This window comes from Streptomyces himastatinicus ATCC 53653 (assembly GCF_000158915.1).
Taxonomy (GTDB): domain Bacteria; phylum Actinomycetota; class Actinomycetes; order Streptomycetales; family Streptomycetaceae; genus Streptomyces; species Streptomyces himastatinicus.
In genome coordinates this window covers 7428485-7451694 of sequence record NZ_GG657754.1, presented here as the reverse complement: position 1 = coordinate 7451694, position 23210 = coordinate 7428485, and the positions used below count along the sequence as shown (strand labels likewise).

General features: G+C 68.7%; 21 protein-coding genes and 2 pseudogenes. 15 read left to right on the top strand and 8 right to left on the bottom strand.

From position 1 onward, the window contains the following. Positions 1-480: pseudogene (locus SSOG_RS31515) on the top strand (alkaline phosphatase D family protein); the annotation flags it as partial. 3 nt (positions 481-483) lie between these two features. On the opposite strand, the gene SSOG_RS31510 reads toward SSOG_RS31515, so the two are convergent. Further along, a complete protein-coding gene (locus SSOG_RS31510; RefSeq protein ID WP_009718312.1) occupies positions 484-1437 on the bottom strand; it encodes an IS481 family transposase in 954 nt (317 codons plus the stop codon). Positions 1438-1557: 120 nt separating this feature from the next. Then, on the bottom strand, positions 1558-2019 hold the full coding sequence (locus SSOG_RS31505; RefSeq protein ID WP_063631605.1) for a septal ring lytic transglycosylase RlpA family protein: 462 nt from the start codon (positions 2017-2019) through the stop codon (positions 1558-1560). A gap of 165 nt (positions 2020-2184) precedes the next feature. Here SSOG_RS31505 and SSOG_RS31500 point away from each other — a divergent pair, with 165 nt between their 5' ends. The 4 genes from SSOG_RS31500 (at position 2185) to SSOG_RS31485 (ending at position 6454) form a co-directional block, all read left to right on the top strand. Further along, positions 2185-4146 carry an FAD/NAD(P)-binding protein gene (locus SSOG_RS31500; protein WP_009718311.1) on the top strand — a complete coding sequence of 654 codons (1962 nt, stop codon included), beginning with the start codon at positions 2185-2187 and terminating at the stop codon, positions 4144-4146. Between the two features lie 140 nt (positions 4147-4286). Then, positions 4287-4766, top strand: a complete 480-nt coding sequence (locus SSOG_RS31495; RefSeq protein ID WP_009718310.1) for a DoxX family protein — start codon at positions 4287-4289, stop codon at positions 4764-4766. Positions 4767-4988: 222 nt separating this feature from the next. Beyond that, positions 4989-5654 (top strand): DedA family protein, encoded by a 666-nt coding sequence (locus SSOG_RS31490; RefSeq protein ID WP_039939142.1) that lies wholly within the window; start codon positions 4989-4991, stop codon positions 5652-5654. Positions 5655-5782: 128 nt separating this feature from the next. After that, a complete protein-coding gene (locus tag SSOG_RS31485) occupies positions 5783-6454 on the top strand; it encodes a lytic transglycosylase domain-containing protein (protein ID WP_009718308.1) in 672 nt (223 codons plus the stop codon). A 40-nt stretch (positions 6455-6494) separates the two neighbouring features. Here the strand turns inward: SSOG_RS31485 and SSOG_RS31480 are convergent, their stop codons facing one another. Next, the gene (locus SSOG_RS31480) at positions 6495-7274 is read right to left on the bottom strand and encodes an alpha/beta fold hydrolase (protein ID WP_009718307.1); all 780 of its coding nucleotides are present in this window, start codon (positions 7272-7274) and stop codon (positions 6495-6497) included. A 325-nt stretch (positions 7275-7599) separates the two neighbouring features. On the opposite strand from SSOG_RS31480, the gene SSOG_RS31475 reads away from it, so the two are divergent. Continuing rightward, positions 7600-8514 carry an MASE1 domain-containing protein gene (locus SSOG_RS31475; RefSeq protein WP_009718306.1) on the top strand — a complete coding sequence of 305 codons (915 nt, stop codon included), beginning with the start codon at positions 7600-7602 and terminating at the stop codon, positions 8512-8514. Between the two features lie 50 nt (positions 8515-8564). Continuing rightward, positions 8565-9152, top strand: a complete 588-nt coding sequence (locus SSOG_RS31470) for a histidine phosphatase family protein (RefSeq protein ID WP_009718305.1) — start codon at positions 8565-8567, stop codon at positions 9150-9152. Here SSOG_RS31470 and SSOG_RS31465 read toward each other — a convergent pair. Then, positions 9119-9463 (bottom strand): hypothetical protein, encoded by a 345-nt coding sequence (locus tag SSOG_RS31465; RefSeq protein ID WP_050800030.1) that lies wholly within the window; start codon positions 9461-9463, stop codon positions 9119-9121. The two genes, SSOG_RS31470 and SSOG_RS31465, sit on opposite strands and share 34 nt — an antisense overlap. A gap of 35 nt (positions 9464-9498) precedes the next feature. Beyond that, positions 9499-10011, bottom strand: a complete 513-nt coding sequence (locus tag SSOG_RS31460) for a DinB family protein (protein WP_009718303.1) — start codon at positions 10009-10011, stop codon at positions 9499-9501. Positions 10012-10428: 417 nt separating this feature from the next. Here SSOG_RS31460 and SSOG_RS31455 point away from each other — a divergent pair, with 417 nt between their 5' ends. Continuing rightward, positions 10429-11514 carry a methyltransferase domain-containing protein gene (locus tag SSOG_RS31455; RefSeq protein ID WP_039939141.1) on the top strand — a complete coding sequence of 362 codons (1086 nt, stop codon included), beginning with the start codon at positions 10429-10431 and terminating at the stop codon, positions 11512-11514. On the opposite strand, the gene SSOG_RS31450 is transcribed toward SSOG_RS31455, so the two are convergent. Then, positions 11500-12426, bottom strand: coding sequence for a phosphotransferase (locus SSOG_RS31450; RefSeq protein ID WP_106516487.1), 927 nt, complete (start codon positions 12424-12426; stop codon positions 11500-11502). The genes SSOG_RS31455 and SSOG_RS31450 overlap by 15 nt on opposite strands. Before the next feature lie 73 nt (positions 12427-12499). On the opposite strand from SSOG_RS31450, the gene SSOG_RS31445 reads away from it, so the two are divergent. Beyond that, positions 12500-13174, top strand: coding sequence for a restriction endonuclease (locus SSOG_RS31445; RefSeq protein WP_342634358.1), 675 nt, complete (start codon positions 12500-12502; stop codon positions 13172-13174). 96 nt (positions 13175-13270) lie between these two features. Then, positions 13271-13744, top strand: a complete 474-nt coding sequence (locus SSOG_RS31440) for a nitroreductase/quinone reductase family protein (protein WP_039939140.1) — start codon at positions 13271-13273, stop codon at positions 13742-13744. Positions 13745-13750: 6 nt separating this feature from the next. On the opposite strand, the gene SSOG_RS31435 is transcribed toward SSOG_RS31440, so the two are convergent. Further along, a complete protein-coding gene (locus SSOG_RS31435) occupies positions 13751-14116 on the bottom strand; it encodes an MmcQ/YjbR family DNA-binding protein (protein WP_009718298.1) in 366 nt (121 codons plus the stop codon). A 162-nt stretch (positions 14117-14278) separates the two neighbouring features. Here SSOG_RS31435 and SSOG_RS31430 point away from each other — a divergent pair, with 162 nt between their 5' ends. Beyond that, positions 14279-14950, top strand: a complete 672-nt coding sequence (locus SSOG_RS31430; RefSeq protein ID WP_039939138.1) for an MBL fold metallo-hydrolase — start codon at positions 14279-14281, stop codon at positions 14948-14950. 674 nt (positions 14951-15624) lie between these two features. Continuing rightward, positions 15625-16818 (top strand): annotated as a pseudogene (locus SSOG_RS31420) (IS110 family RNA-guided transposase); the annotation flags it as partial. Here SSOG_RS31420 and gvpK read toward each other — a convergent pair. Then, positions 16760-16957 carry a gas vesicle protein GvpK gene (gene gvpK, locus SSOG_RS58560; protein WP_106516688.1) on the bottom strand — a complete coding sequence of 66 codons (198 nt, stop codon included), beginning with the start codon at positions 16955-16957 and terminating at the stop codon, positions 16760-16762. The pseudogene SSOG_RS31420 and the gene gvpK sit on opposite strands and share 59 nt — an antisense overlap. 268 nt (positions 16958-17225) lie before the next feature. On the opposite strand from gvpK, the gene SSOG_RS52660 reads away from it, so the two are divergent. The 3 genes from SSOG_RS52660 (at position 17226) to SSOG_RS31415 (ending at position 23105) form a co-directional block, all read left to right on the top strand. Then, entirely contained in the window at positions 17226-17552 is a 327-nt protein-coding gene (locus tag SSOG_RS52660; protein ID WP_009718295.1) for a trypco2 family protein, read from the top strand. A 404-nt stretch (positions 17553-17956) separates the two neighbouring features. Further along, positions 17957-21298 (top strand): hypothetical protein, encoded by a 3342-nt coding sequence (locus SSOG_RS52655; RefSeq protein ID WP_154686004.1) that lies wholly within the window; start codon positions 17957-17959, stop codon positions 21296-21298. Positions 21299-21716: 418 nt separating this feature from the next. Continuing rightward, on the top strand, positions 21717-23105 hold the full coding sequence (locus SSOG_RS31415; protein ID WP_245606649.1) for an IS4 family transposase: 1389 nt from the start codon (positions 21717-21719) through the stop codon (positions 23103-23105). Positions 23106-23210: the final 105 nt, after the last annotated feature.

Here is a 23210-nt window from a genome sequence, read left to right as displayed (position 1 = left end):
CAGCGCGGCGACTTGGAGCACTGGGCGGCCTTCCCCGAGTCCTTCGACGCCCTGACCGATCTGATCGCCGAGGTCGGCGAGGGGGCCGACGCGCCCGCCACGATCAGTGTGCTGTCGGGTGACGTCCACCACGCGTACATCGCCGAACCGGACTGGTCCCGCTGGCCGCGCCGCCCGCTCAGCGAGGTCCGCCAGCTGACCTGCTCCCCCGTGCACAACAGCATCCACGCCTCGATCCGCCTCGGCTTCCGCTTCGGCTGGAGCCGGGCGGGCCGCGCGCTGGGCCGCGTCTTCACCCGCCACGGCCGCGTCCCGGCGCCCCGGCTGAGCTGGCGCAAGACGGGCGGCCCCTGGTTCGGCAACCAGCTGATGACCCTGACGCTCCAGGGCAGAACTGCGGGCCTGCGCCTGGACCAGGCCGTCCAGGCCCCGGAGCCCCATCTGGTCACACCGCTGCGGACGTCCTGGCCCGAGGTCTAGGGTCTAGGTGTGTTGTCCGGAGAGGTTGGTGACGCGGCTGGCTGGGGTGTGGCCGCTGATTCCGGTGTGGGGTCGGTGGTAGTTGTACCAGTCCAGCCAGTTGGGAAACGCTGCCTGGCGTTCGGCTTCTGAGGTGTAGGGCTGCTGGTAGGCCCATTCGTCGAGCAGGGTGCGGTGGAAGCGTTCGACCTTGCCGTTGGTCTGGGGCCGCCAGGGGCGGGTCCAGCGGGGACTGATGCCCAGATCTCGGCAGGTCTGCCGCCAGGTGTTCTTGCTGTAGGACCAGGCGTTGTCGGTCAGCACCCGCTCGACGGTCACGCCCTGGGCAGCGAACCAGGCGGTGGCGCGGGCCAGGAAGCCGGCGCAGGTGGGGGCCTTCTCGTCGGGGAGGTTCTCGGTGTAGGCCAGGCGGGAGTGGTCATCCAGGGCGGTGTGCAGGAAGGCATAGCCGGTGCCGCTCTTGTTCTTGCGGCCGGCTTCCCGGCCCAGGGCTTTGTGACCGCCGCCGTCGGGAATGCGGCCGAGCTTCTTGACATCGATGTGGACCAGTTCGCCGGGGCGGGACCGTTCGTAGCGGCGGACGGGTTCGCCGGTGGCCCGGTCGCAGGAAGCCAGGCGCGGCATGTGGTGGCGTTGGAGGATGCGGTGAGCGGTGGAGGCCGCGACGTCGGCACGGGCCGCCAGCCGCAGCGGGCCGATCTGGTGTTCACGGCGGATCCGCAGCACCCGCTCCTCCACCAGGGCGGGCGTCCGGTGTGGTGAGCGGCGAGGGCGGCTAGAGCGGTCGCTCATCCCCGCGGCCCCGTGGCGACGGTATCGCTGGGCCCAGCGGGTGGCGGTGGTGTGGCTGACCTGGAACCGTTCGGCCGCCCGCCGCAGCGGCCATCCGTCGTCGACGACGCACCGGGCCAGACGCAGCCTGCCGGTCGGGGTCAGCGGGGCGTTACGGTGGATCAACGAGGGCCTCCTGCGTGCCGGTGGTAGATGTCGCAATCCACACCGAAACCGGAGGCCCTCGCCTCGTTCAAGCACCGCTCACGGCGCGTCGCCTGTCACCAACGTGCCGGGACAACACATCTAGGGCCGCTTCACGCTCCGGAGGACCTTTTCCCGGACCGTGATGAGACCGGCGTCCGGGTCGAGGACCCCGCCGAGGCGGGCGAACGCCCGGTCGGTCAGGTCGAGGCACTTGGGCGACGCCCGCGTCCAGGCGAAGGCGCCGCGGTCGGTGATGCGCACGGTCAGGGACCTGCCGTTCGCGACGTTGGTGACCTTCACCCGGGTCCCGAACGGCAGCTGCGGCCTGCGGCTCAGCGAGGTCGCCGCGGTGTACCTGGAGTTGTCGAAGAGCTGGCCGCTCGCCGTGCGGGCACCGGCGCGCATCGGCCCGTAGTGGGTGGCCCAGCACGCCTTGCCCGCGGGCGGGACGTCGCGCGCCGGAGCGAACCCCAGCGCGGCGGACAGCGTGGCGGACAGCGCCGCCGTCCCGGCGGCACCGGCCGCCGCCCGGACGAGCGGAGCGCGCTTTCGCCTCACCATGACGACACCACCATGACGACGTCCTTTCCCCCGGAGCGGGCCGGATCCCCCGCGCCACCGGCGCCACGCACCCGATCGGCCGTGCGCGGGTGCCGCCGGAGTGATACGGGACACAACGGAGGGGGACGTTCCGGCCCGCGGGTGGAAACCCGACGGGCGAACGGCATGATGGGCGAAATCCTGCGTCACATCTGCCCCGGGAGAAACACCTTGGCCGGAGACCCCCACGCCATAGCCATCGTCGGGGCCGGTCCCCGCGGCACCAGCGTGCTGGAGCGCCTCTGTGCCTCCGCGCCGGAGCTGATACCGGGGACCGGGCTGACCGTGCACATCGTGGACCCGTCCCCGCCGGGCGCCGGGCGGGTGTGGCGGACGGCACAGCCGGGCGAGTTGCTGATGAACACCGTCGCCTCGCAGGTGACCCTGTTCACTGATGAGAGCGTCGAATGCGACGGACCGATACGTACCGGGCCGAGCCTGTACGAATGGGCCACCACCGGCGACGACGCCCCCGCCCCCACCCTCGGCCCGGACGACTATCCGAGCCGCGCCCTCTACGGCCACTACCTGGAGTGGGTGTTCGCCGAGGTCGTCCGCACCGCCCCCGGCACCGTCACCGTCCGCCCGCATCCGGCCCGCGCCATCGCCCTGGAGGAGACACCGGACGGCACCCAGACCCTGGCCCTCGACGACGGCACGCGCCTCGGTGGACTGCGCGCCGTCGTTCTGGCCCAGGGCCATCTGCCCCGGACCCCCGACGAGACGGAGAAGCGGCTCGGCGCCCACGCGGCCCGGCACGGACTGCGCTACCACCCGCCCGCCAACCCCGCCGATGTCGACTTGTCGTCCATCGAGCCCGGCGAGCCCGTGCTGCTCCGCGGCCTGGGCCTCAACTTCTTCGACCACATGGCGCTGCTCACCGAGGGCCGCGGCGGTTCGTACACCGCCGTCGCGGAAGGGCTGGTGTACCGCCCGTCGGGCCGCGAGCCACGGCTGTACGCGGGTTCGCGGCGCGGCATCCCGTACCACGCCCGCGGCGACAACGCGAAGGGCGCACACGGCCGTCACACCCCGCTACTGCTGACCCAGGACGTCCTCGAGACCTTCCGCAAGCGGGCGGACTCCGGCGATCCGCCGGACTTCCGCGCGGAGGTGTGGCCGCTGGTCGCCAAGGAGGCCGAAACCGTCTACTACGAGGCCCTGCTGTCCCGCCAAAGCCCGGGCGCCCCACCACACTTCCGGCGTCACTTTTTGGCCACTTCCCACGGCTCCCCCGAAGAGGCCGATGTGCTGCTGGCGTTCGGTATCCCGGCAACCGGGCGCTGGTGCTGGGAGACGATCTCCCAGCCCCACCGCGAACAAAAGTTCACCACGCGTGACGCCTTCCGGCGGTGGCTGCTGACGTACGCGCGCGCCGACGCGGCCCACGCCCGGCTCGGAAATGTGGCCGGTCCGGTCAAGGCCGCGCTCGACGTCCTGCGCGACCTCCGCAACGAGCTGCGGCTGATCGTCGACCACGGCGGGCTCTCCGGGGTCTCGCGCCGGGCCCATCTCGACCGCTGGTACACCCCACTGAACGCGTTCCTGTCGATCGGCCCGCCGCGCCGCCGGATCGAGGAGATGGCCGCGCTGATCGACGCGGGGGTGCTCGACATCCTGGGTCCAGGTCTGGACGTCACGACCAAAATACCTGATGGGTCGTCAGACAGGCCGGGCTTCGCCGCCCGCTCGGCGCTCGTCCCCGGCCCTCCGGTGATCGCCCGGACGCTGATCGAGGCACGGCTGCCGGAGCCGGATCTGCGCCGCACCGATGACGCGTTGCTGAGCGGGCTGCTGCGCGCCGGGCAGTGCCGACCGCACCGGGTGGAGGGCTACGAGACGGGCGGACTGGACGTCACCCCGGCCCCGTTCCGGATCGTGGACGCACAGGGGCGGCCGCATCCACGCCGGTTCGCGGTCGGGGTGCCGACGGAGGGCGTCCACTGGGTGACCGCGGCGGGGGCGCGCCCCGGCGTGAACTCCGTCACCCTGTGCGACACGGACGCGGTGGCGCGGGCGGTACTGCGCCTCGCGGCGACGCCCGAACCGCACCGGAAATCCGCGCCGATGTGCGCCGTAGGGCTCTGAGGAGCGGCCCCGGAGGCGCCCCGAAGGCCCTTCCCGGGCCCCCACATTGGCAGGTTCTTGAACTTGCAACAAAAGGTGAGGGGAACCTAACCTGTCGGTCCGTTGTTTCTCCGTCCCCAGGAACAAGGAGCAATCCCCTCATGTCTCCCGACACCTCCCCCCGCTCGCTCGACGGCCTGCTGGAAACCGGCAGACCGTACGTGCTCTCCCTCTTCCGGATCGTCGTCGGCCTGCTCTTCTTCTGCCACGGCGCCTCGTCGCTGCTCGGCTGGATGGGCGGCGCGATGGGCACCGGCAAGACCGTCGAGGCGGGCACCTGGCCCGGCTGGTACGCCGCGGTCATCCAGCTCGTCGGCGGCGCCCTGGTGATGCTCGGCCTCGGCACCCGCATCGCCGCGTTCATCTGCTCGGGCTCGATGGCCTACGCGTACTTCCACGAGCACCAGCCGGAGAAGCTGTGGCCGCTTCAGAACGGCGGCGAGGCCTCGGCGATGTTCTGCTGGGCGTTCTTCCTCATCGTCTTCACCGGCCCGGGCCCCTGGGCGCTGGACCGGATCTTCGGCTCGTCCCGCGCGTCCGCGGCGGCAGCCGAACCGCGGCGCCAGCCGAGCGCGGTCTGACCGGCGCTCTGATCGGCGAGACGAACGTCCGAACCGTGAACGTGCGGTGAATCGCGCCATGCGGGGCCACGTGCCCCGCATGGCGTGATTCGAACAGCATCGTCACCCCTTACCGGTATCCTCGACAGTCACAGGCGTACGCTGTATGGCTGTACAGGCCGCTCCCGTCCGCCCCGCGCGGACGAGACGCGGCGGCGGGGGAACGGGATCGGGAGAAGAACGTTGTTGGAACATTTGGGGTCGCTGACCAACACCCCATGGATCTACGCAGTCATCGCAATTTCGGTCCTACTAGACGTCTTTCTGCCCGTCCTGCCGAGCGGCTTCATCGTCATCACCGCCGCCACCGCCGCCGCGGGCACCACCGTCGACCCGGTCGGCGTGGTGCGCCAGGCCGACGCGGCCGACTTCCCCGCGATGTTCGCGCTGCTGCTGTGCGCCGCGACCGCCTCCGTCCTCGGCGACATGGTCGCCTACCGGCTGGCCTGGCGCGGCAGCGACCGGCTCGACCGGGCCATCGCCCGCTCCCGCCGACTCACCTCCGCCCAGGAGAAGTTGGGCACCGCGCTGGTGCGCGGCGGCGGACCGCTCGTCGTCATAGCCCGCTTCGCCCCCGCCGGACGGTCGGTCGTCAGCCTGAGCGCGGGCGCCGCACACCGTCGGGTGACGGAGTTCCTGCCCTGGTCGATGGTGGCCGGGCTGGCCTGGGCCGCGTACAGCGTGGCGCTCGGCTACGTCGGTGGCCAGTGGCTCGGCGCCAGCTGGCTGGGCACGGCGGTGTCGGTCCTCGCGCTGTTCGCCGCGGGTGCGGGCGCGGCGTATGTGATGAAGCGTCCGGCCGAGGACGAGCCCGGACCGCTCACGGCCCCCGTCGCCACGGCACCGTAGAGTCGCAGCCCGATTACGGATCACCGTGCGATTGCGGTTACGGTCCTCCCCATGCGACTCATGCGTCCCATGCGTCACTTCGTCCCCCCGGTCCCGAAACCGGTCCCGGCACCGGCACCGGCACCGGCATGCTGAGCCGTGCGGCCGGGATGTTCGCGGCGTTCGTCGCCGGCCTCGCGCTGGTCGTCGCCGTCGTCCTCGTCGTACGGCAGATCATGACGCCCTCCGAGCCCAAGCTGCCCGTCGTCCCGGACGCGCGGCGTCCGATCGTGGAGCGGGCGGCGAAGGTCTGCTCACCGCTGAGCGTGCCGCTGCTGGCCGCGCAGATCCACGCGGAGAGCAACTGGCGGCCGGACGCGGACTCCGGACACGCCCAGGGCATCTCGCAGTTCGCCCCGGACACCTGGAAGGAGTGGGGGCGTGACGGCAGCGGCGACGGAAAGGCCGACGTCTGGGAGCCCCGGGACGCGATCCCCTCCCAGGCGCGCTACATGTGCCATCTGTACGGCGTGGTCGACGGACTCCCCGGCAACCGGACCCGGCTCGCCCTCGCCGCGTACAACGCGGGACCGGGCGCGGTGCTCAGGGCGCGCGGCATCCCGACCATCCACGAGACCCGCGGCTACGTGGACCGCATCGTCAACACGCTGCTGCCCCAGTACCGGAAGAGCGAGGCGCGCTACCAGCGGAGCGAGGCGAAGCGCGATCGCACGCGCTCCGCCTCACCGCCCACCTCCGCCTCGTCCTCCCCCACGCCTCCCTCGCCCCTCTCCGCACGGACCACCCGCCAGCGGCTGTGAAGGTCGCCAAGACGTCGCCATGAAGATCGCTACGACGTCGCTATGAAGTCGCTATGAAATCCTCCACGGCCCGGACGAGTTCCAGCGGCGTCTCGTCGGCGGGGTAGTGCCCCGCCGACGCCAGCTCGACCAGATCGGCATTGGCGTACCAGCGCAGCCACGTCCGGCGCATCACCTCCGCGGTGAGCGCCGGATCGTGGGCGCCGACCACCACCCGCACCGGCAGCTGGGAGCCGTCCACCTCCTCGTGGAAGTCCTCCAGCGCCCAGGAGTCCAGCCACGCCCGGAACGCCTTGGCATCGCTGTGCTCCAGCGAATGCCGCACCATCAGGTCGAGCCAGGCGTCCGGATGACGGCCGCCGGTGGTGAGGTCGATGATCGCCCGACGGGACTCGGGCCGGTCGGCAGCCGAAGCGAACAGCTCCCACTGCTCACCCTCCATCGGCACCCCGCTCGCCGGTACGGGAGCCACCCCGACCAGCCGCTGGACGCGGTGCGGGGCCGCCGCCAGCACCCGCTGGACGACGGCGCCGCCCATCGAGTGCCCGAGCAGCGAGAACCGCTCCCACTCCAAATGGTCGGCGAGCGCGAGCAGATCCCGGCCCGCCTCGCTGGTGGTGTACGCGCCGGGGACGTCACGCGCCTCCCCGTAGCCGCGCAGATCGGGCAGTACGTAGGTGAAGGCGCGCCGGTCGATGTGCGGCAGCATCGCGGCGTAGGCGGCACGGTCGGAGAACCAGCCGTGCACCGCCATGACATGGTGCGGTCCCTCGCCGACGGTCTCATACGGTGGAACGAGGGGTGGAACGAGCGGTCCCATGGCACCTCCGGTCCCAGTCGAATGCGGGCACGCGGCGCGCGCCCGCTGCTGGACAACGGTGGCGTCTCGCGCGGAAGTGGGCAAGCCCGGTGCGCATATGCGCCGGGGGTGATCCGTACGGGTCACCCATACGGCCCACCGTGACGGCTCACCCGTACGGCGGGCCGCCCGCACCGGCCCGCGTGTCCGGTCGTACCCGCCGGGCCGTCCGTAGTGTCATGACCGCTGTGGTGCGCGACGGCGGGGACGAGAGCGGCGGCAGGCCGCCCCGAAGCACCCGCTCACGCCCACGCCCCCGCGCACCACCGCCCGGCGCACCGCCGTCATGACCCTCGCCGTGGCCGCCGTCTACTACGCGGGCGCCCAGCTCGGTCTGCTCCAGGAACTCGTACGCGGCCAGGTCACCCCGCTGTGGCCGCCCACCGGGATCGCGCTGGCCTGCCTGCTCCTGCTGGGCCCGCGCAGCTGGCCCGGGATCACCCTCGGCGCCCTCGCGGTCAACGCCCCCATCGGTCCCGCGCCCCTCGCTGTCCTCGCGATCGTCGCGGGCAACACCCTGGCCCCGCTGTGCGCGTATCTGCTGCTGCGGCGGGCGGGCTTCCGTACGGAGCTGAACCGGCTGCGGGACGCCCTCGCCCTGGTCTTCCTCGGCGCCCTGGCCGGAATGCTGATCAGCTCCACCCTGGGCACCGCCGTCCTCGTCCTCGCGGACGCCCTCCCCATGAGCGCCTTCTGGCCCACGTGGTCGGTCTGGTGGACCGGGGACGCGATGGGCGTCCTGGTCGTCACGCCCCTGCTGCTGGCCGCCCGCCGGGCCCGGCTCCCGCGCGGCGTCAGCCCGTACCGCTGGCTGGAGGCGGCGGCGCTGCTGCTGGGCACGGCGGGCGTCATGCTGGTGGCCACCCGCTCGGCCGGCAGCCTGCTCTTCCTCGTCTTCCCCTTCCTCATCTGGGCGGCTCTCCGCTTCCAGCTCCCCGGCGCCGCGCCCTGCTCGCTCATCGTCACCGTCCTCGCGATCCAGGCCACGGCCGAAGGCGTCGGCCCCTTCGCGGGCCACTCGCTGCTGACGCAGATGGTCACCCTCCAGGCCTTCAACGGCTCCACGACACTGACCGCCCTCCTCCTCGCGGCGATCATCGCCGAGCGCGACCACACCCGGCGGCAGATCGAGCAGGTGTGCGTCCAACTCGCCGAAACCGTGGTGCGGCTGACCCCGGACGAGCCGGAACCGGGCCGCTAGCAACGGCATCTACCAGTTCGTACGCTCACACCCGGCCCCCGAAGGAACCCATGACCGCGACGGCGACCCGCCACCTCTATCTGACCCGGCACGGCGAGGCGACCCCGGACGAGCGCGCGCTGACGGACCACGGCCGCCGCCAGGCCGTCCTGCTCGGCAAGCGGCTCCGGAACGTCCCGCTGACCGCCGTCCACCACGGCCCGCTCCCGCGCGCCGCCCAGACGGCACACCTGATCGCCGCCCAGCTCGACGACGTACCCGCACACGCCTGCGAACCCGCCGGGGACTACGTCCCGCATACGCCGGAACGCGACGAACTCCCGCCCGACGCAGCCGACTTGCTCCTCGACTTCGTCCACCGCGTCCCCGCCGACGAGCGCGCCGACGGCCCGCGGCTGGCCCACGAGGCTCTGGAACGCTTCACCGGCCCGGTGCCCGGCGCCGAGGACCGCCACGAACTGGTCGTCACCCACAACTTCCTCATCGGCTGGCTCGTCCGGGCCGCGCTCGACGCACCGCCCTGGCGCTGGATGGGCCTCAACCACGACAACGCGGCCCTGACCGTCCTCCGCTACCGCCCGGGCTTCCCCGCCTCCTTGGTCTCCTACAACGACACGTCCCACCTGCCCGTCGTGTAACCGGCCGCCCAGGGGACCGGACAGGGCGAGGCATGCTCGGGGTCCGGGCAGACAACCCGGGTCAATGCCTCGCGCAGGGCGTCCATCCGCTGCCGGTCGGCCCGCACCCCGACCCGGATCTCCCACACCCCTCGCTCCCCCGGATCAGCGCCCGGATACTGACACCGCCACTGCTGCGGCAGCTCCTCGTACAGCTCACCCAGCTCCCCCTGGTCCGCCACCACCGCCAGCTCATACGCCTCCGGGCCCTCGTCCAGCAGCCGACGGAACCCGTCGACGACCCGCGCGAGGTCGCCCTCGGTCGCGTACACCCCGATCCGTACGACGAAGTCCTCGCCTTCGGCGCTCAGTAGTAGCCCCTCCCCCCATCGATCAGCTCCCGCATCGCATCCATATGCCCGGCGTGCCGGGCGGTTTCCTCGATCATGTGGAACAAGATCCACCGCAGCGAGGGCGCGGCTTCGGACGGGCCCATACGCCGGGCGACGTCGTCCAGCGCATGGTCCGCGATGATCGCGTCCGACACCGCGCACTGCTGCTCGTACTCGGCGAGCAACCGGTCCAGCGGAATCCCCGCCACCCGCATGTCCGCGTCCTCGACCCCCTCCTCGAACCGCGGCCCCTCCTTGGGCCCACCCCTCAGAACGACCTCGAACCAGAGGTGCTCGACCCACCGCATATGGGACACCACACCGGCCATCGTCATCAGCGGCGAACCGGGCAGCACCGCCCGATGGGCATCTTCGGGAGCCAGCCCCTCACACTTCCAGTGGACGATCGACCGCTGCATATCCAGCCAGCCGACCAACTGCGTCCGCTCATCGGCCCCGTACGCAGGCCGTACCCGTGCAGGAATCATGCCCGCCGACGCTACTCCACCCCCCTGCCCCCCGCACCGGAATACCGGACGAAGGCCGGACCCGTGCTGTAGGGCCCGGCCTTCCGCATCCGAGTCACGCGCAGCCCAGCAGCGTGAATAAGGACAGGAATCACGGTACGGCCCCCCACCGACAACCGCCGGAGCCTGTGGATAACCACCCCCACGGGTGCCGGTCGCCATCGCGATCAAGCACAGCTCCAGCGCGGCCGGGCACACTCTCCACACTCGCCCGGCCTGCGCGCCCACCTTCCGCTCCGCAACAATGAATGCCCCGGAGGTAGCCAGTGATCGCCGAGAGCAAGCACAAGGGTGACCCCGCCCCGATCAAACCGTGGACGCCCCCGCCGCCTCCCCCGCCGGACGGCGATCAGCCATCGAAGCAGAGATGAGGACCCGTTGACCGAACGGTGGCAGGCGCGCCACACCGCGCTCCTGGACGCGCTCACGGCGTCCGGGGCCCTGTCCGCGGACTGGCGCGGCGCGTTCGAGGTCGTGCCGCGCCACCTCTTCATCCCGGCGGACATCTGGGAGCAGCAGGCCACCTGCGTGCCGGTCACGACGGACGACGCCTGGTGGGACCTTGTCTACCGCGACGTACCGATCGTCACCCAGGTGGACGACGGACACGGCGACGGCCCGAGGCTGGCGACCTCGTCCAACTCCATGCCCACCATGGTGGCCCGGATGCTCGGCGCGCTCGACATCGCCGCCGGGCACCGCGTACTGGAGATCGGCACCGGCAGCGGCTGGAACGCGGCACTGCTCGCCCAGCGGCTCGGCAGCGAGAACGTCACCAGCATCGAGGTCGATCAGGTGCTGGCGGAGAGGGCCGCGAAGGTCATCGAGGAGGCCGGTTACCGCCCCGGCGTCGTATGCGGCGACGGTGCGCGCGGATGGGAACCCGCGGCGCCGTACGACCGGATCATCGCCACCTGCTCCGTGCGCCGCGTCCCCCACGCCTGGGTACAACAGACCGCCGTGGGCGGGATCATCGTCGCGCCGCTGGCCGGGGACTTCTGGTCCGGCGCCCTGGTACGGCTCGAGAAGGCCGCGGACGGCACGGCCCGCGGCCGGTTCGTCGGAGGCGCCAAGTTCATGCCGATGCGCTCCGAACGCCCCCGCCCGGACGCCCCCGTGGACAGCGGCACCGGCCGCCGCGGCACCCCGGGCCCACTGCCCCTCGACGCACTGGCCGACCTGGGCTTCGCCCTCTACGCGGGCGCGCGGCTGCCGGGCGTGGTCATGGCCGACGGGACGCAGGACGGCGCGTACCAGATGTGGCTCCACGACCGAAGCGGTTCGGCCGCCACCGTCAACGCGCAGGAGACGTGGCAGTACGGCCCCCGCGACCTGTGGCAGGAAGTCATGGCCGTCTACGACGACTTCGTTGCCGCCGGGAGCCCGGGCGCCGACGCGTTCGGGCTGACGGTGACCTCCGAGGGCCAGCAGGTGTGGCTGCCCCCTGGCTCACAGGGCCGCTGACAGCTCCTCGTGCAGCCCCTCCAGCGCGGTGTGGTCGTCATCGCTGCCGGTGTGCGGAGCGGCGAACCAGCGCGCGTACTCGTCGATCTCGGACAGCCGCCAGTCCAGCGCGAACAGCTCGACCATCGCGGGGCCGGCGTGCAGGCGGTCGCCCGCGCCCGCGGTGAGGAGGTCGGCATAGTCCCGCTCGCGGGGTGCGAGGGCCAGCGATTCCCAGTCGACCAGCCTCAGCCCGTGGGCGTCCACGAGCTGGTTGGCGTGGTGCGGCTCGCCGTGGGTCGGCACCCAGGAGTCCTGGTGCGCGAGGGCGAGATCGGCGAGTTGGTGGTACCGGCCCGTCCAGCGCGTGATCGCGTCGCCGTGGTCGGCGAGCGCGGTGCGGGCCTCCTCCGCCAGCGGGCCGGACGTCCAGGGCCGGGCGGCGGTGCGGGCCCGCAGCTCGTCGGCGAAACCGGGGCCGACGCGCGGGGCCCAGCGCCGCAGGCCGTCCGGTGACGCGGCGCCGTGCAGCGCGGCCAGCACCGCGAGGACCTCCCGCAGGTGGCCGGGCTCGCGCGCCTCCGCCTCCGTCGGGGTCCGCCCCTCCAGCCACGGTGTCACGCTGAGCATTCCGGCCCCGACGTCGACGGTGAACCGCCCGGTCCGGGCGGGCAACGGCGCGCACACCACGCCCAGCCCGGCGTCCGCCAGCGCCGCGGCCCCCGCGTAGGCGGCCTCCAGCGAGGCCGCGGTGTGCCGGGGCGCCAACTGGTCCAACGTCACGAACAGGCTCGTCCCACCACCGGCCACCCGCCAGTGGTGGGCGCCGAACCCCCAGGGCAGGTAGTCCGCCTCGGCGGCCTCGGGCAGCCAGTGCGCGGCGACCGCACGCGCGACCGCGTCGTCGGTGATGAAGGAGGGACGGGACAGCACAAGGCTCACCCTAGAAACGACGCGCGTCGCCGTCACCGGAATTTCCCCGGCTCGCGAGGGGGAGAGAGACGTGGTGACGACACGACGTGGACGTAAGCGGTCCTTACGCCGCGGGGCCTGGACCACCGGCGCCGCACTGCTGCTCATCCTGGCCCTGACCTGGGACGCGGTGTGGCCGTACGTCCTCGGAGCGGCCCTCGTAGCGCTGCTCGGCGGCACCGTCTGGTGGCTGCGTACGACCCACCGCACGACGGTCGCCGGACATCGCGCCTGGCAGGCCGAGGAGGAGGACAAGGCGCGCGAGCGCTCCATGGCCGAGGTCGACGCCATGACATGGCAGCGTTTCGAGCTGTACATCGCGGAGCTGTGCCGCCGCGACGGCTGCACCCAGGTCGTCGTCTCCGGGAAGTCGGGCGACCTGGGCGCCGACGTCACCGGCCTGATGCCGGACGGCCGTCGGCTGGTGATCCAGTGCAAGCACTACGCGGCGCACCGCACCGTATCGAGCGGGGACATGCAGAAGTTCCTGGGCACCGCGAAGGCCGAACACGGGGCGGATGTCGCCGCCTTCGTCACCACGGCCGACTTCACGCGGGCGGCCCGCGCCCTGGCCGTGAAGCACGGACTCCTCGCCCTGCACCGCAACCTGCTCGGCGCCTGGGTCAGGGGGGCCACGCTGGAGTCCATGATCCCGCTGAACGGAGCGGGCAGCGGCCCACCCCGCGGGCGCCGGGCGCGCGGGGCGTAGCGGCGCCCTGAGGCATTGTCAGTACCCGCAGCGCGCCCCTAGGTTGGCGAGCGGACGATGTTCGACGGGACGAGGGCGAGGAGGAGTCCGTCACCCATGGCTCGTACGCGATGGCATCCGCCGGAGCGCTTCTTCAACGCCGCGAACCGCTTGGTCCGGCCGCTTCTCCGGTCCCGGCTGCATCCGCTCGTGAGCGGTCGGCTCATGCTGCTCACCTACGAGGGCGCCAAGTCCGGGCGCACCTTCGCCATTCCGGTGGCCTACTACCGCCCGGCCCCGGGCGAGGTGTGGGCCTTCGGCGCGCGGACCGGCTGGATGAGCAACTTCCGGAACCGTCGCACCGTACGTCTGCGGCTGCGCGGCCGGGAGGTACGCGCCGAGGCGACGGCCGTCGAGGACCGGGAGGAGGTGGCGCGCTTGCTGGAGGAACTCGTCCAGCGCAAGGGCCCCGGGGCGATCCGGGACCCGTTCGTCGGCTTCCCGCGCGACCGCCACCCGACCCACGAGGAGGCGGTGGCCGCGGCGGACCGGGTACGCATCGCGCGCTTTCACCTGTCGGCCAAGCGCTGAAGAGGCTCAAGGCCGGTCGAGACGAAGGCGCTCGGCCCTCGGCAACCCCGCGACCACCAGATCGTAGGAGTCCTCGATCAGCTCCCGGACCAGCTGGTCCGGGAGGTCGCCATCCACCGTCACCGTGTTCCAGTGCCGCTTGTTCATGTGCCACCCCGGCACGATCAGCCCCGCATGGTCCTCGCGCAGCCGCATCGCGGCCTCCGGCTCGCACTTCAGGTTCACCGTGAGGGGACGCGCGTCCAGGGTCGTCAGCGCGAAGATCTTGCCGCACACCTTGAAGGCCGAGACCTCCGGTACGCGGGGGAACGGGAACTCCTCCGCGGCCGCGTTGAAGGACACGCAAAAGGACCGCAGCTGCTCGGGGGTCACTCCAGGTCTCCTCGATCTCGGCCGGTGGGGTGGGGATGGGGTTGGCACCACAGCTCTACCAGGCCCGCGACGGACTCTGCCACATCATTGCCGCGTCCCTCTCCGCTCTGCCCTCAGCGAAGGTCCGGACGGCCGTGCGGGCGGTCGTGCAGGGTGCGTCGCATGGAGGTCATCGAGGTACTACCGAGCCTGCGCATGCTCCGCTTTCCCGTGGGGGCCGCCTACCTGTGGCGGGACGGCGACGAGCTGACCCTCATCGACACCGGGACGGCCGACTGCGCGGCGGACATCGAAGCCGCCCTGGACGGGGCGCTGCGGCGGATCGTGCTGACGCACTGGCACGAGGACCACACCGGCTCGGCAGCCGAACTCGCCGACCGGCACGGCGCGGAGGTCATCGCGCACCGGCTGGAGGCCCCGGTGATCCGGGGTGAGGCAGTGGGGGCGCCGCCGGTACTGGAGGAGTTCGAGGTACCGATCAAGGCGGCCCTTCCGACGCTGCCGCCCGCGCCGCCGTGCCGAGTGGACCGCGAGGTCGAGGACGGCGATGTGCTGGCGTTCGGCGGCGGCGCGACGGTCGTCGCGGTGCCCGGGCACACGGACGGCTCGATCGCGCTCCACCTGCCCGGGCCGAGGGTGCTGTTCACCGGCGACGCGGTCGCCAACGTCGGCCGGACCATGCTGGGCGTCTTCAACACCGACCGCGCCCGGGCCATCGAGTCGCTGCACCGTCTGGCCAAACTGGACGTCGACACGGCGGCCTTCGGCCACGGCGACCCGATCACCCACGCTGCCGCGGCCGCCCTGCGGGAAGCGTCGGCGGCAACCACGTGACCTCCGCGGTATGGAAAACCCCCAACCGGGACCGGCTGGGGGTCTTTGGGCTGGTGGGCGCAGACGGGTTCGAACCGCCGACATTCGCCTTGTAAGTTCGATCAATACCCGGCTGCGCCGGGGATCCGCAGACACTCACCGGCTGCCAAAGGCCATAGGCGGATGCCGGCGTTCGTCACCGTTGATGTCAGGCGTGGATGTCACGTGAGGCCCTTCAAGGTGCCAGGGAAGGCGACGAACATGTCTGGCGGGAACGACGTCATGCCTATCTTCTCCATGCCTGCCACCAAGGCGGCCAGAGACACGACCTGCCGTAGTCGGCTTCCTGGATGACGAACACGAACCGATTCTCAGGTGGCGGAAGCGTCCTTGACAACGTCACAGGGTCTCCCAATCCGCTCCTCCTGCCCCCGTTATCTTCTTCGCGGTCCCGCAACGGGATCGCTGGCCTCCGGGCCCGGCATGACTGTTCCCCCCTGTCGAACAGATGACCTGGGGGGTGGTGTCCCCGGGCCCGGGAGGTGCCGTTGGAGACGCTGATAAGAGGTCCGACTACCGCCTGGCCTGGTGCAACGCCGGGCCGCTTGCGGGCGGCAGGTCTGCATAACGTGGATGCGCGCGTACGGCGCCGAAGCCCTGGCCAGCACCGCACGAGCCCTGTTCTGGAGGACGGGTTGTACGACATCGACGACGTGGGCGTCTTCCTCGGCCTGGACGTCGGCAAGAGCGCCCACCACGGGCACGGGCTCACCCCGGCCGGCAAGAAGGTTTTCGACAAGCCCCTGCCCAACAGCGAACCGAAGCTGCGGGCTGTCTTCGACAAGCTCGCCGCGAAGTTCGGCACCGTCCTGGTGATCGTGGACCAGCCCGCCTCGATCGGGGCTCTGCCGCTGACGGTGGCCCGGGATGCGGGCTGCAAGGTCGCCTACCTGCCGGGACTTGCCATGCGGCGGATCGCCGACCTCTACCCGGGCGAGGCGAAGACCGACGCGAAGGACGCGGCCGTGATCGCCGACGCGGCCCGCACCATGCCCCACACCCTGCGCTCGCTGGAGCTGACCGACGAGATCACCGCCGAGCTGACCGTTCTGGTCGGCTTCGACCAAGACCTGGCGGCCGAGGCCACCCGCACCTCCAACCGGATCCGCGGCCTGCTCACCCAGTTCCACCCGAGCCTGGAACGCGTCCTCGGCCCGCGCCTGGACCACCAGGCCATCACCTGGCTGCTGGAACGCTACGGATCCCCGGCCGCGCTGCGAAAAGCCGGTCGACGCAGGCTGTTTGAGGTGATCCGGCCCAAGGCCCCGCGCATGGCCCAGCGCCTGATCGACGAGGTCTTCGACGCACTCGACGAGCAGACCGTCACCGTCCCCGGCACGGGCACCCTCGACATCGTGATCCCGTCCCTGGCCCGCTCGCTCGCCGCTGTTCACGAACAGCGCCGAGCTCTGGAAACGCAGATCGCGTCCCTGCTGGAGGCACACCCTCTTTCCCAGGTCCTGACCTCGATGCCGGGGATCGCGGCCAGGACCGCCGCAACCTTGCTGGTCACCGTCGGCGACGGCACCAGCTTCCCCACCGCCGCCCACCTGGCCTCCTACGCCGGCCTCGCCCCGGCCACGAAATCGTCGGGGACCTCCATCCACGGCGAACACGCGCCCAGAGGCGGCAACCGACAGCTCAAACGCGTAATGTTCCTCTCGGCCTTCACAGCCCTGCACGACCCCGCCTCCCGCACCTACTACGACAAATGCCGGGCCCGGGGAAAGACCCACACCCAGGCCCTCCTCCGCCTCGCCCGCCACCGCGTCAGCGTCCTGTTCGCCATGCTCCGCGACGGCACCTTCTACGAACCACGCACCCCGAAGCAGCCACCGCATGACCAGCTCGGACTTGACGAAGAACATAGAGGCACCCCCCTGCCAGGTCGCCCTGGTCCACCCGGCGCAGCGCCTGCTGCTCTATCAGCTGCCGCAACAGCTCGACGACGATCAGCACCAGCTCCATGGTCTCCAGGTACCAGAGTTGCGACGCGTCCCTCACGGCAGGCCTCCGACGTGCGGAATGGCAGCCGCTGCAGTACTGGTGCACAGAGGCCACAAGGGTGAGAGGAAGGACTACGACTCGGCGGCCGCATCGCGCCGCGCCGCACCTGCATTCGAAGCCGAGGCGCAGCAGCCCAACGCACGAGGTTTGCCAACTGTTACTGGTTCGGGCCCGCGAACGGGTCACTAACCGCTACGCTATGTGATCGACCACGATCACGAGGGGCTGCATGACTGCCGAACGCGCTTTGCCGGATGAGTACAGTATCTCCCTCTCCGACGCGATGAGTCACCTCCGGTCAGAGCTACAAGAGTCCGTGGAGGCTGGCGAACGAGAGCGGGTGCGATTCTCCGTCGACTCGATTACTTTGGAGTTGGAAGTCGTCGCAAAGGCCACACGCGATGTGAACGGAAAGATCACCCTATGGAAAATTCTAACTGCCGGAGGTGGCAAAAAGCACGAGGATTCCGCCACTCATCGAATCACCCTAAACATCAAGCCTCTTGATACGTCACTCCCACCAGGTCAAGAAACACTGATCGGGGACGAACTCTAGAGTTCAAAAGCGGGGGAGGTCCGGAATTGAGAGAACCTAACCATGTTAGGCGCGCTGTAGAAGTAATCGGCGTGCGAACGGGAACAGGCTACGCGGTAGCGCCGGACCTCATCCTTACCGCCGGGCATGTGGTCGGGCGCGTGAAAGATCCTTGTCGTGTTCGACTTCCGGGGCCTGGGGGCAGCGATAGCGCAAGCGAAGGCATTGTCACTTGGCGCGCGGATGACCTTGGCCATGATGCCGCGCTGGTACGACTCAGAACAGCGCTGTGGCCCGAAAGTGAGACTGCGACTCGCTTCGGAGCACTACGAGGGGCTCAGCCGATCGAGTGTGTAACTATTGGCTATCCTTCAGCAAGAGTATCCCCGGCTGGTCAGCGAAAAATCGAGGAACACTGGTGGAAGGTGATGCCTTCGACTGGTTATGAAGATGACCGCTACGCACTGAACTCAGCCCTGATTGCTCCTCTACCTATTCCCGTAAAGATTGATGCTAGCGGCGTCGAGCGGCGCCCTTCTCCATGGGCAGGTCAGTCAGGCGCCGCCTTGCTGACAGGCGAAGAACATATCGTTCTCGGCCTTGTAATATCTGATCCCGCAGCCTTCCCCACAGGTCGCATCGAAGCGGTACGAATCACAGCTCTGATGGAGGATCCATCATTCGCCGCATTGGTAAATCCCAAAGGGCGGCAGATCGAAGGCATCCCAAGTGAGGGAATTGAATATCCCAACGGGGTAGTCGACCACCGTGAAGAAATCAGCGGACTGATCGGAATAGCGGCCAACCTTCGCAGCGAGCAGCTACCCTTTGTTGCACCTAACGATACTTCCCCTGCCCATCCTGACCAGATACTCACTCAACTAGAGGAGACTGCGGGAGAAAGCGGCATATTGCTACTCGGGCCAGCTGGTGCGGGAAAGACCCGAGTTTGCCTGGAAGTTGGCGACCGGGCACTGTCTGCGGGCTGGACAGTCCTGCACGTGAAGCCTGGTGAACCCCACGTCACTACCGATCAACTAATCTCTGTTCTGGACAAGCTGGCTAACCCTCGGGTTTTGCTCATCATTGACTACATAAACGAGTGCCACGGCTTGGACTTTCCCGCAATACGCCACCGCCTATTGCGTAAAGCCGCTAGCCGCGGCACACGTGTAGCATTTCTGGCATCAGCGCGTCCAGGATGGTATTTTCACCCAGAAAGCTATCCTGCTAGGACACTATTCAAAGCGCTAGACATATCGCCGGACGCTGAGCATGAAGGCCGTATCCGGCGGCAGATTGCAAGCTCGTTGGCGCCGACCGCAGTTCCGATCATCGGTAAAAATCGATTCTTCGAGCTATGTGGCCGACGTCCGATTATCGCCATGCTTATCGCCGTGGAAGCGGAAACTCTGGCCAAGGAAGGAAAACTTTCTTCAATTGGTGGAGTGCGTCCCGGACAACTCCTTGACTGGCTTACTCGTCGACTAAATGAAGACGATCGGCTACTCTCACAGGAAAAGCAAGGGGAGCATTCTAATCAGGCTTCGTCAATCGCAATGCAAGCCTGCGCCGCGATGACCGCAGCGATGCCTCAAGATCGGGCGGACGTGATTGCTTGCGGAACAAAGGTTTGCAATCAAGACGACGAACAGGCTGAGCATCTCTTGGGCGCCCTGCTTCGGATGGGATGGGTGATCTCCACACCCGTGGGGCTGGCAACTGTTCATGACATCGTCGCCGATCAACTGTTGGAACGCACAGCTATTATCCCTCTGAGTAATGCCGTGCGACGAGATGCAACATCTCTTATACTCTCCGGATGCTTGACTCGAGGTCGAACTGTCGGACGCTACGCCTCGAACATTGGCAGGTTGCTTCGCGACCTAGACATCGATGGACGCGCGGAATCTCTATCTCGATTTTGTGAAACCTGGTTCAGTGAGCACGTTGTTCAGCTCGGCGAAATCTTTGGAGTTTATGAAGACGAAGGCTCCTATGCGCTAGGCGCCGCTATCGATAATCCAGCCTGGGGTCAGAATATCTTCAACTCCTGGGGTGAATTGGTTGGGCCATGGCTAACTAGACATGGGCGCTCTCTTTCGGCGCGACACTTGCTCTACAAAGGTCTCAAGGCAGTGGGACCGTCACACGTCAAGCACCTTGTCAGCGAATCACTCGCATGGTTGGAGTGCCGCAGAACCTCCTTGGAAGCTGGTTTCGTGCTGGGGCCGTTGTTGGGTTGCGATTTGGAAAAAAGCGCCGCAGCACAGACGGTCGAGCATACCCTTTCCTGGCTGCGACAGCATGGAACCACTATCGAAGGCGGCTTCGTGCTGGCGCCGTTGTTGGGTTGCGCATTGGAGGGAGACCCCGCAGCACAGGCGGTCGAGCATGCCCTTTCCTGGCTGCGACAGCATGGAACCACTATCGAAGGCGGCTTCGTGCTGGCGCCGTTGTTGGGTTGCGCATTGGAGGGAGACCCCGCAGCACAGGCAGTCGAGCATGCCCTTTCCTGGCTGCGACAGCATGGAACCACTATCGAAGGCGGCTTCGTGCTGGCGCCGTTGTTGGGTTGCGCATTGGAGGGAGACCCCGCAGCACAGGCAGTCGAGCATGCCCTTTCCTGGCTGCGACTCCACGAAAGCGCCCAAGAAGCGCGGTTCGTGCTGGGGCCGTTGTTGGGTTGCGCATTGGAGGGAGACCCCGCAGCACAGGCAGTCGAGCATGCCCTTTCCTGGCTGCGACTCCACGAAAGCGCCCAAGAAGCGCAGTTCGTGCTGGGGCCGTTGTTGGGTTGCGCATTGGAGGGAGACCCCGCAGCACAGGCAGTCGAGCATACCCTTTCCTGGCTGCGACTCCACGAAAGCGCCCAAGAAGCGCAGTTCGTGCTGGGGCCGTTGTTGGGTTGCGCATTGGAGGGAGACCCCGCAGCACAGGCAGTCGAGCATACCCTTTCCTGGCTGCGACAGCATGGAACCACTATCGAAGGCGGCTTCGTGCTGGCGCCGTTGTTGGGTTGCGCATTGGAGGGAGACCCCGCAGCACAGGCAGTCGAGCATACCCTTTCCTGGCTGCGACAGCATGGAACCACTATCGAAGCTGGCTTCGTCCTACCTCCTCTACTGGCGAACTATCGTGCGGTGAATTTTGGTACAGCTTTCCTGGAAGATGTAGAGCGGTGGATTTCCAGCCATTCAATGCGCTCTGACGTTGGATTCGTGGCTAAGCACCTTGGGCGGCAGGGCCTCATTACAACGAGAATGGCAGCTTTGATCATAAAAGGGATTCTCGATAACCCAGGCGCCGAAGACGTCGCCTGGCGCCTGACGGCAGTCGCTAAGTCAATCGAGAGCCATCCCCTCATCGCAAAATGGGCCCTCATTGCACTTGAGGCGCATTTTTCTGAAGGTTTCGAAAATGGGGGTTCTGTCAACGCGAGAGCCGAAATGGATAGCTTGCTAGAGAAGCTATGTAGGCTGCGCATCTTTTGCTGCGGAATCAGCGCTGCACGACTTGACGACGTGTTGCAAATTTGGATTTTTCATCCAGCTGCGCTTAAGTGTTCCCCAGGGTCCTACTATAGTGCAACAGTTTCCAGAGTAGCTGCAATGGTCCGTAGCGGACGATTCAGCTCGAATCAGTCTAAAGAGCTTGTTGCTAAGATGCGATCATGGACATCAGGGTGGGAATGCGGTCCAGAGAATGAAGGTTGGCAGCGGCAATCTCAGGCGATACTGGAGACCCTCCGGATTGCCATAGATTAAATCAAGCAATGACGGGCTTACTCGGGTCACTGAATCTTGCTAGTGATTTACAGCGAGGTTGGCGGAGCGGGTTTGGGCGGTGGCCTGCCCGGTCTGGGGCCGGGCATAGCCAGGGGGCCATACGCTGGCCCGGCAACTCGGGCAGGCTTTGGATCTGCCCGGGATTAGCACGAGTGGTCCGCTGGCCTTGCCCGACGCGGGACCCGGACCGGGGAGGTGCGTAAAGCCCAAGACCGGGAAGTTAGCTGGTGGCGTGGTGTGTCAAGGGCGCGTTGGGTTTGGTTGACGTGGCAACGGAGCCCCTGTCGGACTGTGAGTGTCGAAGTCGCAGTCGGAGGGGGCTCCGTTGTCTGTTCAGTGTGCCACCGCGCCGCGGTCGCGTGGCCGGTCCGGGGTATGGAAGCCCGGTCAGTTGGGGGTGCTGACCCGGTGGGTGCCGCCGGTTCTGGTCGATGAGGTGCTGGCCGCCACCGGACGGTTCGAGAAGCGGGTGCGGATGCTGCCGGCCCGGGTGGTCGTGTACTTCGTACTGGCCATGACCTTGTTCGGTGACTGTGGCTATCGGGGGGTGTGGGCGGCGCTGACCGCCGGGATGCCCGGCCATCTGGTGCCTGACCCGTCGGCGGCGGCACTGCGGCAGGCCCGCCGTCGTCTGGGAACCGCACCGTTGGCATTGCTGTTCGACCGAGTGTGCGGACCGGTAGGCACCAAAGAGACGCCGGGAGTCTTCTGGCATGGCCTGCGGGTGGTGGCTTGGGACGGCACGAGTGTGGAGGTGGCCGACAGTGCGGCGAACGTGGCGCACTACGGACGCCATGGGAAGGCGACCAGCCGTCCGGCCGGCTATCCGCAGGTGCGGCTGACAGCCCTGGTCGAATGCGGCACGCGCGCGCTGATGGGGGCCGTTTTTGGCCCCATGCACGACAAGGAACTGCCGCAGGCCCGCCGTCTGCTGCCCGTTCTCCGTCCGGGGATACTGCTCCTGGCCGATCGTGGATACGACGGCTACGAAGCAATCCGGGACGCGGCCTCCACGGGAGCCGACCTGCTGTGGCGGGTCCAGTCCGGACGCCTGTTGCCGGTCATCCAGCCCTTACCCGACGGCAGCCACCTCTCCCAGATCCTCGACCGCCGCTCCGGCGACCGCCTGGCCGCCTGGCAGCGCCGCAAGCGCCCGACACCACCGCCCGCGCTCACCGCCATGGCCGTGCGTGTCATCCGCTACCAGGTCACCGTCACCACCGCCGACGGCCGACAGCACTCGAGCACAGTCCGGCTCATCACCACCCTGCTCGACCCCGCCCGTCACCCCGCGGCCGAACTGGCCGAGCTCTACCACCAGCGGTGGGAGATCGAGACCGCCTACTACGGACTGAAAGTCACCCTCCGCGGATCCGACCGCGTCCTGCGCTCACACACAGTCCAAGGCGTTGAGCAGGAGATCTATGCCCTGCTGACCGTCTTCCAACTCACCCGCACCGCGATCCACAACACCGCCCACATCGCCGGTCTCGACCCCGACCGCCTCTCCTTCGCCATCGCCGTGCGCACCGCACGCCACACGGTGATCACCGCCGCTGTCCCCGCCCCCGCCACTTCAGTCACCACGGCCCTGGCAGTCCTGCTGCATCCCCGCAACCTCACCGACCGGCGCAGACGCTCTCGGGTCAGCCCCCGCTGCGTGAAACGCACCCTCTCGCCTTACGCCTACAACAAGACAGCAGGCAGCGTCGGTCGCAAGGCACCCGCCACGATCACCATCACCCTCACACCACAACCCGCCCCAACAAGCACGGGCAGCCCCTAACTTCCCGGTCTTGGCGTAAAGCCGTGGAGCCGGCCGCCCCAGCCACGACGTACCTCTTCTCTGGCATCAGGCGGCTGATTGCCGTGCGCGCGGCACGGGCACCGA

What these genes read in the sequence shown, in the direction of transcription:
- SSOG_RS31485 (WP_009718308.1), top strand. Translation starts at nt 5,783, where the DNA reads ATGCTGAGCCGTGCGGCCGGGATGTTCGCGGCGTTCGTCGCCGGCCTC.
- SSOG_RS31505 (WP_063631605.1), bottom strand. Translation starts at nt 2,019, where the DNA reads ATGGTGAGGCGAAAGCGCGCTCCGCTCGTCCGGGCGGCGGCCGGTGCC.
- SSOG_RS52660 (WP_009718295.1), top strand. Translation starts at nt 17,226, where the DNA reads ATGACTGCCGAACGCGCTTTGCCGGATGAGTACAGTATCTCCCTCTCC.
- SSOG_RS31500 (WP_009718311.1), top strand. Translation starts at nt 2,185, where the DNA reads ATGATGGGCGAAATCCTGCGTCACATCTGCCCCGGGAGAAACACCTTG.
- SSOG_RS31440 (WP_039939140.1), top strand. Translation starts at nt 13,271, where the DNA reads ATGGCTCGTACGCGATGGCATCCGCCGGAGCGCTTCTTCAACGCCGCG.
- SSOG_RS31495 (WP_009718310.1), top strand. Translation starts at nt 4,287, where the DNA reads ATGTCTCCCGACACCTCCCCCCGCTCGCTCGACGGCCTGCTGGAAACC.
- SSOG_RS31470 (WP_009718305.1), top strand. Translation starts at nt 8,565, where the DNA reads ATGACCGCGACGGCGACCCGCCACCTCTATCTGACCCGGCACGGCGAG.
- SSOG_RS31460 (WP_009718303.1), bottom strand. Translation starts at nt 10,011, where the DNA reads ATGATTCCTGCACGGGTACGGCCTGCGTACGGGGCCGATGAGCGGACG.
- SSOG_RS31430 (WP_039939138.1), top strand. Translation starts at nt 14,279, where the DNA reads ATGGAGGTCATCGAGGTACTACCGAGCCTGCGCATGCTCCGCTTTCCC.
- SSOG_RS31480 (WP_009718307.1), bottom strand. Translation starts at nt 7,274, where the DNA reads ATGGGACCGCTCGTTCCACCCCTCGTTCCACCGTATGAGACCGTCGGC.
- SSOG_RS31475 (WP_009718306.1), top strand. Translation starts at nt 7,600, where the DNA reads ATGACCCTCGCCGTGGCCGCCGTCTACTACGCGGGCGCCCAGCTCGGT.
- gvpK (WP_106516688.1), bottom strand. Translation starts at nt 16,957, where the DNA reads ATGGAGCTGGTGCTGATCGTCGTCGAGCTGTTGCGGCAGCTGATAGAG.